The organism is Anaerolinea thermophila (genome assembly GCF_020723905.1).
In the GTDB taxonomy this organism is placed as follows: Bacteria; Chloroflexota; Anaerolineae; order Anaerolineales; family Anaerolineaceae; genus Anaerolinea; species Anaerolinea thermophila_A.
The window spans coordinates 37,742-54,516 of the sequence record NZ_DYHZ01000010.1; the positions used below are offsets into that span (position 1 = coordinate 37,742).

Genomic DNA, 16,775 nt, shown 5'->3' on the forward strand with positions numbered 1-16,775 from the left:
ATTATGGAACAATCCTTGCGGTCGCCGTGGCAGGAAATTCTTGAAAAAGTGCGGGTATGGGCGCGGGTCAATTCTCCCTGGGCAATCCATTACAATAGTGGTTCTTGCAACGGGTGTGATATTGAAATTGTGGCTACACTCACTCCGCGTTATGACCTGGAACGGTTTGGGGTCAAACTGGAAGGCAGTCCTCGCCATGCTGATGTTTTGATTTGTACCGGTCCGGTTACTCGTCAGTCCAGAGACCGCTTGTTGCGCATTTACCATCAAATGCCGGAGCCTAAATTTGTTGTTGCGGTGGGGTCTTGCGGGCTTTCGGGAGGTGTGTTTCACGGGCTATATAACATTGCCGGAGGAATTGATGAGGTTTTACCGGTGGATGTGTTTATTCCTGGTTGCCCGCCGCGCCCTGAAGCCATCATTTATGGGCTGGTACAGTTGCTGGAAGGACTCAGGGGGCGCGAACCTTCTCCCGAAGTTAAAAAGATGCTTCAGAAAACAGCAAAGGAGGAGAGACAATGACCGCCGAAGAAACCCTTCAGCAGGCACAAAAAATCATTGAACCTTTTGTCGTAGAGATGCGCTCTCCGGAATCCTCACGGTTGGATGGAATTGTTTCACCGCAGAATTTAATCCCTGCTTTGCAAGCCCTCAAGGATGCCCACTGGGGATATCTCTCTGCCATTACCGGGCTGGATTACCCCCCTTCGGAAGGAGAGGAAGGGCATCTGGAAGCCCTCTATCATCTGGTGATGGATGGAGCGGTGTTGACCGTGCGGGTGAAAGTGCCCTATTCCCGTCCAGAATTGGAAAGCGTCTGTCAGGTGTATCCGGCGGCTTCGCTTTACGAACGGGAATTGATGGAAATGTTTGGTTTCATCCTCAAAGGAACCCCCAGCACAGACCGCCTTCTGTTATCCGATGACTGGCCCCAAGGGGTGTACCCATTACGAAAATCTTTCCAGAGTGGAAAAGTACAGGAGGAGTCGTTATGACCTCGGAACGGAAATTCATTGTACCCATTGGCCCCCAGCATCCGGCATTGAAAGAACCCGGTCATTTTGAGTTTACTGTGGACGGCGAAATCGTCACGGATGCATCCGTGCGTCTTGGGTATGTGCACCGCGGGATTGAGAAAGGGGCGGAAGAGCGTTCCTATATCCAGGATTTGTACCTGTTTGAGCGGATATGTGGCATTTGCTCCCATGTTCATGCTACGGCATTTGCCCTGGGAGTTGAGCGGCTTGCGGGGGTCGAGGCACCGCTGCGCGCTCAGGCAATCCGCTCGCTGGTAGCAGAAATGGAACGCATTCACAGTCACATGCTCTGGCTTGGTGTGGCGGCGCACGAAGGGGGATTTGATACCCTCTTCATGTACTCGTGGCGCGATCGGGAAATTGTCATGGATTTGCTGGAAGCCTTCACCGGTAACCGGGTGAATTACTCAGTCAATCTGCTGGGCGGGGTAAAGTGTGACGTGAATGAATCCCTGCGGGATCAGATTCTACGAGGCATGGATCAACTGGAAAAGCGCATCCAGCATTATCTCAATGTGGTGACGACCGATCGCACCTTCCTGGCACGCACAGAAGGTGTGGGCAGGATGACCCGGGAGCAAGCCGACCTGTTTGGAGCAGTGGGACCCACTGCCCGGGCTTCCGGCGTTCCCAGGGATGTGCGTGTAGATGCACCTTACGCCTATTATTCAACGGTACCGGTTCGGTTAATCACCGATGAGCGCGGGGATTTGCTGGCGCGGTTTGTGGTTCGCATTAATGAACTCTTTGAAGCCATTCGGGTCATCCGTGAAATTTTGGATCATCTCCCTGAGGGAGAGTTAACCGCGCGCATGCCGCGCCGCATTCCTGCGGGTGAGACCATCAGCCGGGTAGAAGCGCCTCGTGGGGAGTTGTTTTACTTTGTCAAGAGTAACGGTGGAGAAAAGCCTGAACGGGTGAAAGTACGCACACCCAGTCTGTGCAACTGGGGTTCGGTCATGCAGGTGGCTGTAGGACATAAACTGGCAGACATGCCCATGATTCTGGCAGGGATTGACCCGTGTTTTTCCTGCAACGACCGCATGGTTCAACTCAAAAGAAAAGATTCCCAGCAATGGATGAGTTGGGAAGATCTACGCCAATACGGAATCGAGTACTATAAAAAGGTGCTATGAATAACTGGTCTGTACCTCCCTTGATTGCCCTGTTCCTGTTCCCGGGTGGGTTGTTTCTCTTCCTCTGGGGGTTGTTCTACGAGTGGGTGGACCGGAAACTGGTGGCTCGATTGCAGAATCGGGTGGGCCCACGCTGGTATCAGCCGCTTGCCGATCTGGTGAAACTGCTTGCCAAAGAAGAAATTGTCCCTGAGGGAAGTGACCCCACCCTGTTTTATCTCCTACCTGTTCTTGCCCTTGCCTGTGCCATGACCTCGGCGCTTTATCTTCCAATGGCGGGGTTCATGCCGGCATACAGTTTCCGTGGGGATTTGATAGTTGCTCTTTACCTGCTCTCCATGCTGACTATCGGTTTGGGTGTGGCAGGAGCCAATACGCCCAATCGGTTCTCTCTCATTGGAGCAACCCGAACGCTCACGCAGTTATTCTCTTACGAAGCCCCGTTCTTGCTGGCGTTGTTAGGCCCTGCGATTGTGGCTGGCTCGTGGAGAATTTCTGAAATTAACTTCTACACCCAGCAACAACCGCTGTGGATCATGGTGACCCAGCCGATTGGTTTCCTGGTGGCGCTGGTGGGGTTGATGGGGAAACTGGAACTCCCTCCTTTTGATGCGCCGGAAGCCGAAACCGAGATTGTCGCTGGGGCGCTGACGGAATATAGCGGTCGAGGGTATGCTTTGTTTCGGCTGGGCAAGAATGTGGAACTGGTGATTGCTCTCACTCTGGTAGCCACCTTTTATCTGGGAGGGCTGGCAAACCCATTGCAATTTCTGGTAAAAACGCTTGGGCTTCTGGTGTTCCTTGCTGTTTTGCAAACGCTTTTTGCCCGCCTCCGCATTGATCAAACCGTAGGGTTATGGTGGCGGATTGGCGCATTACTGGCAATTGCACAGTTGTTAATCTTATTTGTTATAAATCTGGTTTAAGGAGGCTGTCATGCGGAAACGCCTCGGAACAATGGTAAGCGATGTTTTGCGCTCGGTTTTCAAAAAACCCGCCACGCAGTTATATCCGTTTGAGCGCAAACCTGCGCCGGTTGCGTTTCGTGGAAAACTTATCTGGGAACCGGAAAAGTGCGCCGGGTGTATGCTTTGCGTGAAAGACTGTCCTGCAAATGCCATTGAACTCATTGTGCTGGACAAGGTCAATAAACGCTTTGTCATGCGATATCATGCGGATCGGTGTATTTACTGCGCGCAGTGTGTGGTCAGTTGCCGATTTAAGTGTCTGGACCTTTCTGATGAAGAATGGGAACTGGCATCCACGGGGAAAGAACCTTTCACGGTGTATTATGGAAAAGAAGAGGATATCGCCTTTTTACTGGAAAAAATGGCTCGCGATAACGCTGGAGAGAACGCATCCTGCGAGGAGTGAGGGAGGAAGCCTGGTTTTACTGGGCATCGGGAATCCCCTGAACGGTGACGATGCTGTTGGACCGGAGTTCGTAAAAACATTGACACAGGCGCTCAGGCAGGCAGGGGTTGAAGAGGAGGTGATCAGCGGAGATGCCTCCTCTTTTTTCCATCACAGGCTGATTCTCATCGCCGCAAATCAGTCGCCCGAAAATTTTACCGGTTTGCTCAGGCGCATATCCCCACAGACGGTGATTCTGGTTGATGCAGCCTGGATGAATCGAAAGCCCGGCACCATTTGCGGATTGCGCTGGCATGAAATGACGGGATTTAGCGCATCTACCCATTTGCAACCTCCATCGGTCCTGGCGCAATTTTTGATGCGGGAACTGGATTGTGAGGTTTTGATGCTGGGCATCCAGCCGCAACAGTTAAATTTTGCCGATCCACTCTCGCCGCTGGTTCGCCGCGCACTGAATCGTCTGGCAGATGAATGGCTTGTCTTGCTTCAAAGAAGAAAGTAATCTTTCTTTCATGATCTCTATGAATTGTCACCGGAAGGTTCTGGCATAAAATGGGGGATTATTCCATTCTGATTTCATTGAAAGATACCCTATGGCTGAATTGAGCATTTCTCATCACCAGGAAAAGAAAAAAGCCGCCCTGACTTCTGTGCTTGCGGCAGTGGGATTGACCAGTTTCAAAATCGTTGTGGGAATTTTTACCGGAAGTCTTGGGATTTTAGCCGAAGCCGCCCATTCATCTCTGGATCTGGTTGCCGCGCTGGTGACTTTCTTTGCGGTGCGAATTTCGGGAAAACCCGCAGATGAAGAGCATCTTTACGGACATGGAAAGATCGAAAACCTCTCTGCTCTGTTTGAAACCCTGCTCTTGCTGGCAACCTGCGTCTGGATCGTGTATGAAGCCATTCAGCGTTTATTCTTCCGCTCGGTCGAGGTCGAGGTTTCCATCTGGGCTTTTGTGGTTATGTTTGTATCTATCGTTGTGGATATCAATCGTTCGAAGATGCTGTATGCTGCGGCGCGGAAGCATAACAGTCAGGCATTGGAAGCCGATGCTCTGCACTTTTCCACAGATATCTGGTCTTCCAGCGTGGTGATTTTGGGCTTGATCGGGGTTTGGTTAAGCGAGAAATTCCCTCAACTGGGTTTTCTCCGGCACGCGGACGCAGTGGCTGCAATGGGGGTTGCGCTGATTGTCATTTTCATCAGCCTTGAACTGGGGCGGCGCACGATTAAAGCCTTGATGGATGCCGCACCTCAAGGAGTGGTCAACGACATCAGGGAAGCAGTGGAACAACTTCCGGGAGTTGTAAATTGCCATCAAATTCGGGTGCGTAGTTCGGGAGCCGAAACGTTTGTAGATTGCCATGTGATGGTGGATGGGACATGGTCGTTACAGCGCACTCATGACCTTGCTGATGAAATTGAAGCCGTCATTCAAAAGCGTCTACCGGGTGCCGATGTGACCGTGCATCCTGAACCGGCAATGGTAGAAAAATAAAAACAGGTGAATGTCTGCTGGGAAGATTATCCTAGTGATACCCTTATGGTAAACTATGTGTTTGAGGAATTAGTGGTTTATGCGCTGGATACGAGATTACAAACCGCAACCTGAACATCAACGGCTGTATCGTCAGGCTCTGGTCATTACCCTGGCGGGGAATATTTTGCTTGCAAGCACCAAAGCCCTGGTGGCGTATTTAACCGGAAGCGTCGCCATCTATTCCGATGCCGCGAATTCCATCTCTGATGTGGTGTACTCATTAATGATGGTATTCGGGTTGTGGTTTGCCCAGCGTCCGCCTGATTTGTCTCATCCTCAGGGACATAGCCGCTTCGAGCCGCTGGTGGGGCTCTTTGTGACCGCCTCAATGGCGTATGCAGGTTTTGAGGCGGCGAGAGCCTCTGTCACGCGTTTCATGGCTGGTGGTCTGGCTGTCAGTCCCGATTTACCCACCCTGATTTTATTATTCAGCGCCGGGGTGAAGGTGTGGATGTTCTTCATGATTCGCAATCTGGCAAAGCGCTTAGCCAGTCCTACCCTTGCCACAACGGCAGTTGATCATCTGAGCGATGTTCTAACCTCGGTTGCTGCGTTTGTTGGGGTGGTATTGTCCTCCGTGCTTCATCCTCTGGCAGATCCGATTGCCGGTATGGCGGTTGCCTTATGGATTTTCCGCGCTGTTTTCCGCGCAGCAAAGGAAAACCTTGGCTTTTTGACCGGTGCTGGTGCAGATGAAGAACTGCGCCATAAACTGGTTGAGGTTGCTGAAAGTGTTCCCGGCGTGTTGAGGGTGCATCACCTGATGAGCGAATATACCGGTCCTCAACTGGTAGTGGATTTACATGTCAATGTGAATGGGCAGATGACCCTCAACGAGGCACATCAAATTGCGGATGAAGTGATTGAACGCCTCCAGGCGCTCCCGGAAGTTGACCGTGCTTATGTGCATATAGAACCCGAAGATTACGATTGATCCCTTTGCGTCGCATAATCCGATGGATATTATTCCTCTCCCTCACCCTGTTGCTGGTGTGGTCAGGGGGGATTTTGTTTCTCAGCCAGCGCTACGTCCAACGCCTGCTCCACCCGCCCTGTCTGGATCAAATCACTACCCAGCCGGATCGTTTTCTGAATCAATCTATTCCCCTGCCTTCTGGAAACAGTTTGCGGGCATGGTGGCATCCTCCTCAAAATGGGTTAGCCGTTCTTTTAATTGGCGGGCATGGCTCCAGTCGAGATAACCTGATGTGGGAAGCCGATGTCTTTGCTCGCCATGGCTTTGGCGCGCTTCTAATTGATAGCCGCGTGTGCCGGGGAATGCCAGCCACATTGGGCGTCCGGGAAAGCGAGGATGCTCAGGCAGCGTTAGATTGGTTGCAAAACCAGCCAGGGGTCAAGCAAATCGCCGTCTTTGGCTTTTCGGCAGGCGGTGTAGCAGGGCTGAGGCTTGCGGTCAGAAATCCTCAAGTCGCCGCGGTCATCACCGCGGGAAATTATCCGTCCTTGCAGGAAGAGGTCTTAGAGACCCCTGCCGCTGAGCCGTTCTCTTTACGCTGGCAAATCCAGCAGGGGGTTGCCCTTTTGCTAGAGTTGTACCTTGGAATGCCTTTGAGCCGTGTTCGTCCAGTTGAAGATTTGGAGAAAATCACCCCCCGCCCTGTTCTGCTGATCTTTGGAGAAAAAGAAGCCCGCGAAACCCGCGCTCTGGATCAGTACCATGCCGCCGGAGAACCTAAAATGTTGTGGATTGTTCCCGGGGCAGATCACGGAGAATACAGAGAGGCAGATCCTCAAGCCTATGAAGAAACCCTGATTCGTTTTTTGAATCAATCCTTACCGGTACAGCCATAAGGAAAGCGGTTATGGAGCAAACAGCACGTATTGCACCAGAAACCGCTCCAGTTCCTGATAGTAATTCAGCAAGTTCTCTGACTTTCGAAAACCATGCCCCTCGCCTTCATAGAGGATGTATCGATGCGGCGTTCCGGTTTGCTGCAAGGCTTTCACAATGGATTCAGATTGGTTCGGTGGTACCACCCTGTCTTCGCTCCCCTGGAAGATGATTAATGGATCGCGAATATTGCGGGCATGGAAAACAGGAGACCAGTCGTGGTATTTCTGTGCCGCATCAGGTAACTCTCCCACCAGCGAAGCCGTGTAGCGTGCCTCGAATTTGTGGGTATCCATGTCCAGGGTGAAGAGGTTGCTGACTCCATAGAGACACACTCCCGCCTTGAAGGTGCCGGGATGATGTGCCAGAGCGTTGAGCACGGTGTATCCGCCGGCGCTTCCGCCTTTGATAATAAGGCGCCCGGGATCGGCTAGGCGGCGTTCACCAAGCGCTTCAGCGCAGGTCACGGCATCCTCAACATCTGCTTTTCCCCAGTTCCCCCGCAGGGCGTCCCGATAGCGGCGTCCATAGCCTGTGCTTCCGCGGTAATTGACTTCCACGTAGGCGTATCCCCGGCTGGTAAAGTAAGCCGCTTCGGGGTTGTACGCCAGCGTTGCCTGACTGGTTGGACCTCCATGAATGTTGAGAATGGCAGGTGGTAATCCTTTGCTTTCGCAGTTGGGGTGTGTAGGTGGATAATACAACCCGTAAGCCATTGTCCCGTCCATCGTTTTCCACTGGATGGGTTGGGGAACTGAATAAAATTCCGGCGAGATCATTTCGGTCTCGCTATATGCCAGGACGTGAAACCTGTTGCCATCCAGCAGGACGATTTGAGAGGGGATTTGCGGAGAGGAGGCGATGAATGCCAGCCTTCCATCCATGGGAGAAATGCTGATCTGACTGAGCCATGTGTAGGGGGAGATGGGAATCTCCTCCGGATCTCCATTCAAACCGATTCGATACAGATGGGTTTCCCCTGCCGCATTTTGCAAAACGTAAATGGATTGGCTATCAGGTGCCCATGCCAGGGTGCGCAGTCCCTGCACCCAGGCTGGAAGCATCAGGTGAGCCTGCTGTGGGGTGTAAAGCACCCTTCTTTCTCCGCTGGTAATATGGAAGAGAATCAACCGTTCCCAATCCCCATCGCCTTCAACAAAGCAAAGCCATTGCCCATCGGGGGAGAAGGCGGGCTGGAAAGAGGGTGTGTGTTCATCTCCTCCAATGGTCTGTACTTTGCGGATTGTGGGTGGGGTTCCTTCCAGTTCTGCCAGCATGAGGCGCGTACCATCCCAGGGCATATTGGGGTGATTCCATTCTACCCAGGCAAGGTATTGCCCATGGGGGTGCCATGCCGGTTGCATGTAGAAATCAGCCCCTCGAACCAGTTTTTGGGGCCATTGCTCTCCCTCACTGTCAACGATTCCCAGCACATCGTCTTTGCCATCGCTCCAGACAAAAACCACCCATTTTCCATCAGGAGATACAACGGGAGAGGCACAGGCTCCAAAAGGCGGGGTGATAGGGCGGGGGATTCCGTGCTGAAATGGTTGGGTGTAAATGCGTCCATCTTTTTCGACGAATACAAGGGTATGATCTGCCAGACTGAATTCTCCGCCACCGTAGCCGACCCCTCCGCGCAACGAATGGATGGAATTTAAATCACGACGAACGCCGGTAGGTGTACACAGCACCGGAACAGATTGTCCGGATCGCGATTCGGTCCATACCAGAGCGTTTCCATCAGGGGACCACTGCACATCCTCAAAACGAATCCGCCGGCTGAGTAACTGTGGGGTGATTGGGCTTTCCCAAAGCCCAAATGCCTGTTTGATTTTTGCCATTTTACCCTCCCTTGAGAAAAAACATCACCCGGTAAAGCCCCGGATGATGCATGGAAAGATCCAATCTTACTCTTTCTTTTCCTTCTTCTTTTTATCTTTCTTTTTTTCTTTCTCTTTCTTCTCTTCCTGGTCTGCGACTTTGGTTTCTTTGCGCAGTTCTTTTTCCTGTTCGATAATATCTTCCGGTAATTCTTTGGGTTTCCAGACCTCGATCAGGGACCCTTCGGTATGCTCATTCAATTCAGACCAGTGCTGGATTGGCAGGGTCAGATGCGCAATGACTGAGGTGGGCAGAGAAACCAGTTCACCGCTAAGCATTTGCAGCAGGAATTCCAGCCCGGGATTGTGTCCAATAATCATCACCCGTTCCAGTTCGTCGGGCAGATTTTGCAAGGCGCGAATATAGGTCTCGGCTTCAGCCATGTACAGTTCATCCAGGACTTCAACGGTGTCCGGACATCCGCAGGTTTCACAAAACAGTTGTGCAGTTTGAACAGACCGTCTGGCTGAAGAACAGAGAATTCGTTGAGGAATCAGTTCCTTTTCCTGAATAAACAATCCCATTCTGCGTGAGGCTTTGATTCCTTTTTTGGCAAGTGGTCTTTCGCGGTCTGGCAGAGCAGGATCTTTCCAGGAAGATTTCCCGTGCCGCATGATGAGTAAGGTCTTCATAAGGGCTTGCCTCCCCAAAAAATTTAACAACGGTTAACAGTATAACATAACTGGATGTTAACGCAGGTTAACATCCAGTTTGATCCGGTGAACGGGTCTCAGAAAAGGGTTGGGTTATTTTTCTGGCGCGCCGTTCAAAATCCAGCGTTCAATTCGTGTCAGTTCATCCATGGTAAATTTGCCGGGATGTTGCCCCTTTTGCACTTTCACCAGGAGACTGTTATCAGGATCACCTGGCAAAATCACTGCGCCGCTCGTGCTTCCCTTCATCAGGTTGTTGTAATCCAGCACATTGAGTCCTTTCATGGCGTTGCTCCCATGGCAGGCGTTGCATTTGGCTTTGAAGAGGTCCTGTAAAGTCTGGTAGGTGTCCTGCGTTTTCCCAGATGACGGTACCGGGGTTGGGGTGATATTGGTCTCTATACCGGTGCCGTAACTGGCTGGTTCTTCTTCCGGTTTGGGGGTTGGAGTGGCAAACAGTTTGACCTGTTCTTCCAGCACAGCGCGCAATTTAGGGGCATCAAAACCGGCAAACGTCCATGAGGCTCCATGACAGGCGCTATTGGAACAGAACGAGGTATCGCTTGTGCCCCCGGCATCTTCTACGGTGTGGCATCCGGCGCAGGTCTGATCAAAGACGTTGCGGTGAAGGGTGATCCAGTTCGGATTTTTGTGCGATTCGGGTTCAAATCCTTTGTTGAGTTGCAGATTGGCGGTGATCTGATTGGATGAAGAGACTACAGGGATGGAATGGCACAGATTGCATTCCAGGCGAATGGCTTCCTGTTGGGCTGTCAGATGCTTGCCATCGTGGCATCGGAAACATCCTGGTGAGGTGACGTGTCCGGCGTTGTCCGGATGAGTTTGCCAGTTGACTTTTTGCTCGGGAAAGTTGGTTTGCTGGTAGGTTGCTTTTAAAACTTCAACAGCCTGGTCCAGAAGATTTGCGTTCTGCGCCATAAAGTCGGCATATTGAGTTTGATATTGGGCTTTAAGACCTTCAATGGCTTGAAGGGCTTCTTCCTGGCTGGTGTAACTGGCGCTTAAAATCGCCGTGGCATTTCTCTTGATGGCAGGAATTTCTGCGGAAATCATTCCACGAGCGAGTAATTGATCAATAACTCTGGATGGTTCGGGAATTGCATGGGCAGTACGGTTATGACAGGTGATGCAGTCCATCTTTTGCAACTGCTCTGGCTGGATGGAAGAAGGATTAAATCCGGACTCAATATCAACGTATTCGGTCTTGCTTCCATCGGGGTTTTGAACCATCACATAAGGGATATTCTGGCGTTCCCGATCGACGGCGTAAAAATATACCGGGTTTTCGATGTGCCAGTGGATTCCATATCCCAATCCCTCTCGTTGTGAACCGCCCCCCGTTTTAACAACCAGGAAAATCGAGGTTGGAGTATTGGCTTCGTCTTCAGCAAAGCGTTTGATCTCTACCAGTGTATCGGTGGAGAATTTCTCAGGTTTGTGGCAATTCTCACAGGCATCCCTTGCAGGGCGCATATTTTTAGCCACAATCGGATATTCATACCTTCCAGTAAGCATGGCAGTACCGGTTTGCCAGGAATAAGAAATTTTCCTTCCGATCATTACCGGAAGGCGATCTCGTCCCATGTGGCAGTCTTCGCAGGTTACATTTGTATGTGGCGATGCCTGATAGGTGATGTACTCAGGGGGCATGGTATGGCAGGTCAGCCCACAAAAGGAGGGCGAGTTGCTTTCCTCCCATGCAAAACTGGCAAATCCCATCAGTACTATTACGAGAAAGGCAACCACGATAAAGGGTACAAGGCGAATCCATAATGATGCCGTGGCAGGTGGAAAGAAAAACCGGTTCAGAGCCTGTTTCAGTTTTGGCATGACGATTCTCCTTGTTCTGGCATGTGTAATCTGATATTAAAACTCATTTTACTTTAATCTGTATAGAAAGAAAGTAGAAAAACACCCCGATTTTTCGTCGGGGTGTTTTCAAACAGGTTATGCTGAAAGATTTATGGCCGAACCAGTCCTGTGGTATCGATGGACGGCACTTTGGCTTTCAGGTCCAGGATGGAATCGTACATCGCCTGCAAGACATAGCGGGGATTGTGGGTGTAACCACCTGGGTCTTTCATAGCGTATTGATAGTTATAGGCGGCTTTGAGCAAGCGTGGAGTCCAGGAAGCGTAAGCCACAAGTCCCTTGTCGGAAGTATCGGCTTTGCCATCGCCATCAGCATCGGCGAAGAAATAAGGGTAAGCCACCGGGTTGTAGACAATACCCACTCCCGCCACATCTCTGGCATAAGCCTGGATGGCAGCGTAGAGTTTCTCCTGGTAAGTTTCAATCTCGCCAGCCAGCCCTTCGGTAGCATCGCCGTCACCATCGTAATCTTCTTTGAGCGAGAGGCGAATCTTTTCAGGATCATCCACGCCGTGGCACCCAGTGCAGGCTGCTACTTTGACTTCCAGAGTATGAGAGTCGTGGCAGTCGGTGCACTTGTTCAGGTTGCCTTCGTGCATGAACTGACCGGCATACTCTTTACCCTCGTATTGATAGATGCCCTGTGCATCCTTGCCGAACAGCGTAGCGCCTGCGGCGAAGTAATGGATGTTGCGGAAGCGAATCTTATCGCTGGGGGTGTCTTCATCGAGTCCCTTGAGGGCATTGTTCACGCTGACTGTGGATTCGCGTCCCTGGTGGCAAAGCAAGCACAGATTCGCATCCACTTTTTCGCCAAAGGTGAGTTTGGCGCCGCTGGGGAAGGTAACCGAGTTCACCTCGTAGCGTGCAGGCCAGCTGGCTTCATTGTGGCAGGTGGAGCACTGGAAGCCGTTCGAGGCATGATTGGTGATGTTGGTCCCTTCCTTGAGGAATTGCGGCAAACCGGTCGCGGTATGGCATTTGGCGCATGCGCCTGGAACATTACCTTCTTCAGCATCCCAGTGACGGAACGCCTCGGTGTTGCCAGCAAAGTGTCCGGCATCATCGCGGTGCATCTTGCTCATATCCACCGGTGTGGACAGTTTGGTATTGAGATCCTCAATGGAATCGTAGAGCAATTGGACAATGTACTTGTTGCCGTGAGCATATGCTCCGGGGTCTTTGACAGACAGTTGATAGTTGTAGGCGGCTTTGAGCAGGCGAGGAGTCCAGTTGGAATACGCCACCGGACCTTTATCGCTTGTATCGCCTTTGCCATCGCCATCTGCATCGGCAAAGAAGTACGGGTATGCCGCAGAATCGTACACAATCGCCAGCCCGGCTACTTCTTTAGCATAGGCTTGAATGGCAGTGTACAGCGCCGCCTGCAGCCCTTCGATTTCTCCCGCCATACCTTCTTTGACGTCACCATCGCCGTCGTAATCGGGTGCGGAAGAAATCATGCGGATGCTCTTCAAATCCTCGGCGGTCTTGACCCCTTCGTGACAGAGGGCGCATTGCTCCACCTTAACTTCAGTGGTATGCGGATTGTGGCAACCCAGGCAGGTATTGAAGCCTTCTACATGATCGTTCTTGAAGTCATAGGCTTTGCCATCATACTCATAGCCACCCTTGACTTCGTCGCCATATAAAGTTGCCGCTGCAGCGTAGTAGTGGATATTGATGAAGCCAAAGCGAACCTCTTTGTCACCTTCTTTAATGGGTTGGACAACCGTATCGGGATCGGTCGCCTGGAACTTCTCGATTTGAGCATCCACCTGAACCTTACTGGCGCGACCTTGGTGGCAGACCATACAACGGGCTTCAGCTCCCAGTCCGGTGACTTCGACACCAGAGGGGAATTTCACGCTGGTGAGCACCGCCGCGGCATCGTTATGGCAGGCATTGCAGGTCACTGTAGTGCCAATATCGGCTGGCTTATCCACCTTGCCTGCTTCAGAGCCATCGGCGCCAAGGAAGTCCAGATAACCCGGCGTGCTGTGGCAGGCAGCGCAGGCTACAGGGATCTTTTTGTCTGCGGTTTCGTTCCAGTAGACAAAGGCTAGTGCATTGGCATCGTTATGTGGGGATGCCTTCCATTCCGCCTCAAACGGTGCCTCCATGGCAGGAGGCTGTACAGGGCAGGGTTCGGGCGCCGGACAGGTTGGAACCGGTGCCTGGGTAGGCGCCGGAGTAGGCGTTGCGGCCTGACAAGCCGTCAGGGCAACCAGGGTAACCAGAAGCAATCCAGTGACGAGAAGGAGCTTGATAGTCTGTTTACTCATAGATGCATTCTCCTCAAACAAAATTTCAAAAAGTGGGTAAAAACGGGTAGATACGCTGAAGGATTATGTAATTCCTCATCACCTCCTAATTTGACAGGATATATAAGATTATAGCCAGATTAAAGAAGAGGTGCAAGGTTAAATCAAAATGAGAAATCTGGGAAAAAAGTCATATTTTGTCTTGACGAGAAGGTTTGACATGGTATAATAACCACTGTTGCTGCGGGGTAGAGCAGTGGTAGCTCGTCGGGCTCATAACCCGGAGGTCAGTGGTTCGAATCCACTCCCCGCTACTTCCACAGGGATTCCATCCCTGTACCGCACAGCGCACCCGATGGATCCCTGGGTGCGTTTTGTGTACTTTACCAGAAAAAAAAAGAGGTACCCCTGACACGGGGCGTGACCTGTCCAGGATCCACGCTCGCCTACCCGGCGAGCGAGCGCGCAGATAGACCGGTGGCTAACCCGCCGACCGGTGACCCTGGCCTGCAGGAAGGGTCGTTGCGCCCCGTGTCGGGAATACCTCATGGAGATTTGTCAAGGTTCAGGATGATTCGACCCGTGTAAGTTTTGAGATTGTTGATTATGACTGCCTTACCTGTATTTATACCACTTTCCGAAGCCGCCCGCAAATACGGGCTGGAAGAAGCCTGTTTGCGCCAACTGATTGAGAAAGGTAAAATCAAGGCTGCAATGATCGCAGGTGAGATGGTGGTGAGCGAAGAGGAAGTAAAAAAGCGGGCAGAGCAAGATCTTATCTCCGGCGTAACAAAAGAAGATTTACCGGAGTATCAAAGATTTTCTCAACTGTCGGGTGTTGGAATTGGAATAAACGAGGCTGCAAAAAAATATAACATTCCATATACAACTTTATATAGATGGCTAAAAAGAGGTTTCATTTCAACAATAGGAAGAGACGGACAAAAAGTTCTCATCAATGAGCAGGAAGTAGCTTTTTGCGAATTTTTTTATCGTCCTCACAAACATCGAGGCAAGAAAATTTTTACTTCAAATGGGTTACCATTACAAAAACAATATAAGTCTTTAGTATAAAGCAAAATCGTTATGGAAGAATTAAAGTGCCAATATCCTCAATGTAAAAACAAACCGAAGAAGAAATGCACCAAGTGCGGCAAATTGTTTTGCGAATTACATCTCAGATATGGAAATCCCAGACTTGCATTTGGATCTTTACAAAGTAGTATTGGTAATTATTGTGATGATTGTTGGATGTTATTAGAAAAACAAGGTAGACTTGAAAGAATTTTAGTGCCACTTATAGGAGGGCTAACAATGATTATCATAGCTTTGGCTATTAGATGGTTGTTGTTTTGAGAATTATTATTGTTAACAAATATTTGGCGGGAGATTCTCCCGTTTTTTTTGTCTTAAAACTTATCCATGTTGTTGTTGACAAACATGGATAAGTATGTTATATTCAGCATAGCACCTTCCCAAACCGACATTCAACAGCCTCAAACACAACGCCCCGGCACAGGGCGTTGTGCGCCCGACCGGGGCGTTCCGTGAGCCGTGTTGGTGGCACGCTCACGGTGAGGCAAGCAGGGCATATCTGCTCACCTCGCTGATTATTGTATCACGAGAGAACGGACACCCTGCCAAACCCGGCAGGGTGTTTGTTTAGCGGTGTTGGCTCGTTCAGGCGGTTGGCGCGTAGTGGCAGGTTCGATTCCTGCCCGCCTGAATGGACAGCCGGGAGAGACCGGCAAAGCACCTTACCAACTCGACGACATGGTAAATCCTCCTTTCTCACCTCCTTTCAGCCAGCCGCGCAGAGACGGGGGCGCTGTCCCGCCCCCGTGGTGGGTGCAACTCCCACCCGGCTGGTCTGCCGAACCTGTCGGGGCTGCTGACCCCATCAGCAGGCAGGTGCAGCCCGGCGCACCCTAACCAGTGCCGGGAACAGGCAGGGTGACGGCCCGGAGAGACGGGCAGGGGCAAAGACCTGGCGGTGTATGAGGATAAACCGCCGACTGTCCTGTCCGTGAATGCGACGAGCGGCGCTAACCACCCTCCGACAGCGAAAGCGGGAGAAGGCGCCGATCCGATCCCGTGGTGGTACGGGGATGGACCGGGCGGCAGGACGGCACGGGCAACCGGTGTAGTCAGCAGGTTGAGCGAGGGGTGCGAATTCGAAACCACGCACACACGCAACCACGGCGCAAATAAATGCGATCCCAAAAGAGAAGAAAGGACTTGAGCATGTTAGAACTCCAACTGATTGGCAACCTGGGCAAAGACCCGGAAGGACGTTACACGCAGGAGGGTGTGTTCGTATGCACCTTCCCGGTGGCAGTCTCCACCCGCAAGGACGAAACCGTCTGGGTGGAAGTGAGCGCCTGGCGGGAACTGGGCGAACGCTGCCACCAGTTTCTGGCGAAGGGACGCCAGGTGTTCGTGCGGGGCGTTCCCACCCTGGAAGCCTTCACCCGCAAAAACGGCGAAGCGGGCGCCGCGCTGAAAGTCACCGCGCAGACGGTGCAGTTTCTGGGTGTGAAAGGCGGCGGCGAGGAACGCGGTCACGCCGCTGAAGAAGAGATTCCGTTTTAGGCAGGCAGTCCCTGCCTTTTTTGTTGGGAGGGTGGAATGGAACACGACCTGAACCCGGAGGAACTGGACGAGGTACTGGCGTTTGAAGCCGAGAGGCGCGAGCAGGAAGAGCGCAAGTTTGCCATCCTGTACCGGCTGGAACTGCTCCCGGCGGACGATCCACTGTGGGAGGAGATTACACGGCGGTTGGGAATGAGGTTATGAGACTGGAAGAGGGGACAAAGGCAGTATGAGCGGGAACAAGGCATTGGCGATCCATGATCTTTTGGAAGAGCAGCGGACGAATACATTCGTACCTTTTGCCGAGATGCCTTTTGCCCCGAACCAGTGGGCGGCAATTGCATGCAGTCCTTCGTGGACAGCGCGCATACCTTTGAGACAACCAAACAGAATGAACCAGATTCCAGATGCAGTCAAAAATATAAAGTCGTGTTCGGACGGAGCAGAGGGGAAAGGTAAGCCCAACAGCCACCCGAACCAAAGCCAGGCTATTGAAGCAAATAACACTGACAACCATATGAGACCCAAAATCCGCCAGGCGGGGCG

General features: G+C 51.8%; 19 protein-coding genes and 1 tRNA gene. 16 read left to right on the forward strand and 4 right to left on the reverse strand.

All coding sequences use genetic code 11. From position 1 onward, the window contains the following. Positions 1-3 precede the first annotated feature (3 nt). The 9 genes from LHF31_RS14110 to LHF31_RS14150 all read left to right on the forward strand — a co-directional run bounded on the left by LHF31_RS14110 (position 4) and on the right by LHF31_RS14150 (position 6,903). Positions 4-522 carry an NADH-quinone oxidoreductase subunit B family protein gene (locus LHF31_RS14110; protein ID WP_298008868.1) on the forward strand — a complete coding sequence of 173 codons (519 nt, stop codon included), beginning with the start codon at positions 4-6 and terminating at the stop codon, positions 520-522. Then, complete coding sequence (locus LHF31_RS14115) at positions 519-995, forward strand: NADH-quinone oxidoreductase subunit C (RefSeq protein ID WP_298008870.1); 477 nt, start codon at positions 519-521, stop codon at positions 993-995. The genes LHF31_RS14110 and LHF31_RS14115 overlap by 4 nt, the downstream gene beginning before the upstream one ends. Beyond that, entirely contained in the window at positions 992-2,173 is a 1,182-nt protein-coding gene (locus LHF31_RS14120; protein WP_298008874.1) for a nickel-dependent hydrogenase large subunit, read from the forward strand. Before LHF31_RS14115 ends, LHF31_RS14120 begins: the two co-directional genes overlap by 4 nt. After that, a complete protein-coding gene (locus tag LHF31_RS14125; protein WP_298008877.1) occupies positions 2,170-3,099 on the forward strand; it encodes a complex I subunit 1 family protein in 930 nt (309 codons plus the stop codon). Before LHF31_RS14120 ends, LHF31_RS14125 begins: the two co-directional genes overlap by 4 nt. A 10-nt stretch (positions 3,100-3,109) precedes the next feature. After that, positions 3,110-3,547 (forward strand): 4Fe-4S binding protein, encoded by a 438-nt coding sequence (locus LHF31_RS14130; RefSeq protein ID WP_298008879.1) that lies wholly within the window; start codon positions 3,110-3,112, stop codon positions 3,545-3,547. Beyond that, positions 3,465-4,049: a hydrogenase 3 maturation endopeptidase HyCI gene (locus LHF31_RS14135; protein WP_298008882.1), complete on the forward strand. Its 585-nt coding sequence runs from the start codon at positions 3,465-3,467 to the stop codon at positions 4,047-4,049. The genes LHF31_RS14130 and LHF31_RS14135 overlap by 83 nt, the downstream gene beginning before the upstream one ends. A 91-nt stretch (positions 4,050-4,140) precedes the next feature. Next, positions 4,141-5,049, forward strand: a complete 909-nt coding sequence (locus LHF31_RS14140; protein ID WP_298008884.1) for a cation diffusion facilitator family transporter — start codon at positions 4,141-4,143, stop codon at positions 5,047-5,049. A 79-nt stretch (positions 5,050-5,128) separates the two neighbouring features. Then, positions 5,129-6,025 (forward strand): cation diffusion facilitator family transporter, encoded by an 897-nt coding sequence (locus LHF31_RS14145; protein ID WP_303774416.1) that lies wholly within the window; start codon positions 5,129-5,131, stop codon positions 6,023-6,025. A 5-nt stretch (positions 6,026-6,030) separates the two neighbouring features. Beyond that, positions 6,031-6,903, forward strand: a complete 873-nt coding sequence (locus LHF31_RS14150) for an alpha/beta hydrolase (protein WP_298008890.1) — start codon at positions 6,031-6,033, stop codon at positions 6,901-6,903. A 9-nt stretch (positions 6,904-6,912) separates the two neighbouring features. Here LHF31_RS14150 and LHF31_RS14155 read toward each other — a convergent pair whose 3' ends face one another. The 4 genes from LHF31_RS14155 to LHF31_RS14170 form a co-directional block, all read right to left on the reverse strand. Further along, the gene (locus LHF31_RS14155; RefSeq protein ID WP_298008893.1) at positions 6,913-8,787 is read right to left on the reverse strand and encodes a S9 family peptidase; all 1,875 of its coding nucleotides are present in this window, start codon (positions 8,785-8,787) and stop codon (positions 6,913-6,915) included. 66 nt (positions 8,788-8,853) lie between these two features. Beyond that, positions 8,854-9,459 carry a histidine phosphatase family protein gene (locus LHF31_RS14160; RefSeq protein WP_298008895.1) on the reverse strand — a complete coding sequence of 202 codons (606 nt, stop codon included), beginning with the start codon at positions 9,457-9,459 and terminating at the stop codon, positions 8,854-8,856. A gap of 114 nt (positions 9,460-9,573) precedes the next feature. After that, complete coding sequence (locus tag LHF31_RS14165; RefSeq protein WP_298008898.1) at positions 9,574-11,331, reverse strand: NapC/NirT family cytochrome c; 1,758 nt, start codon at positions 11,329-11,331, stop codon at positions 9,574-9,576. A gap of 131 nt (positions 11,332-11,462) precedes the next feature. Continuing rightward, positions 11,463-13,658: a cytochrome c3 family protein gene (locus tag LHF31_RS14170; RefSeq protein WP_303774419.1), complete on the reverse strand. Its 2,196-nt coding sequence runs from the start codon at positions 13,656-13,658 to the stop codon at positions 11,463-11,465. Between the two features lie 221 nt (positions 13,659-13,879). Between LHF31_RS14170 and LHF31_RS14175 the strand changes: the two genes are divergently transcribed. The 7 genes from LHF31_RS14175 to LHF31_RS14205 all read left to right on the forward strand — a co-directional run. After that, a tRNA-Met gene (locus LHF31_RS14175) sits at positions 13,880-13,951 on the forward strand. A gap of 292 nt (positions 13,952-14,243) precedes the next feature. Next, positions 14,244-14,711 carry a helix-turn-helix domain-containing protein gene (locus LHF31_RS14180; RefSeq protein ID WP_298007555.1) on the forward strand — a complete coding sequence of 156 codons (468 nt, stop codon included), beginning with the start codon at positions 14,244-14,246 and terminating at the stop codon, positions 14,709-14,711. A gap of 12 nt (positions 14,712-14,723) precedes the next feature. Next, positions 14,724-14,993 carry a hypothetical protein gene (locus tag LHF31_RS14185; RefSeq protein ID WP_303774422.1) on the forward strand — a complete coding sequence of 90 codons (270 nt, stop codon included), beginning with the start codon at positions 14,724-14,726 and terminating at the stop codon, positions 14,991-14,993. 312 nt (positions 14,994-15,305) lie between these two features. Then, positions 15,306-15,569 carry a hypothetical protein gene (locus LHF31_RS14190; protein WP_298007553.1) on the forward strand — a complete coding sequence of 88 codons (264 nt, stop codon included), beginning with the start codon at positions 15,306-15,308 and terminating at the stop codon, positions 15,567-15,569. Between the two features lie 312 nt (positions 15,570-15,881). Further along, positions 15,882-16,229, forward strand: coding sequence for a single-stranded DNA-binding protein (locus LHF31_RS14195; RefSeq protein WP_303774424.1), 348 nt, complete (start codon positions 15,882-15,884; stop codon positions 16,227-16,229). Between the two features lie 36 nt (positions 16,230-16,265). Then, positions 16,266-16,433: a hypothetical protein gene (locus LHF31_RS14200; protein ID WP_298007193.1), complete on the forward strand. Its 168-nt coding sequence runs from the start codon at positions 16,266-16,268 to the stop codon at positions 16,431-16,433. A gap of 25 nt (positions 16,434-16,458) precedes the next feature. Continuing rightward, a partial coding sequence (locus tag LHF31_RS14205) for a hypothetical protein (protein WP_303774426.1) occupies positions 16,459-16,775 on the forward strand: 317 nt, incomplete at its 3' end.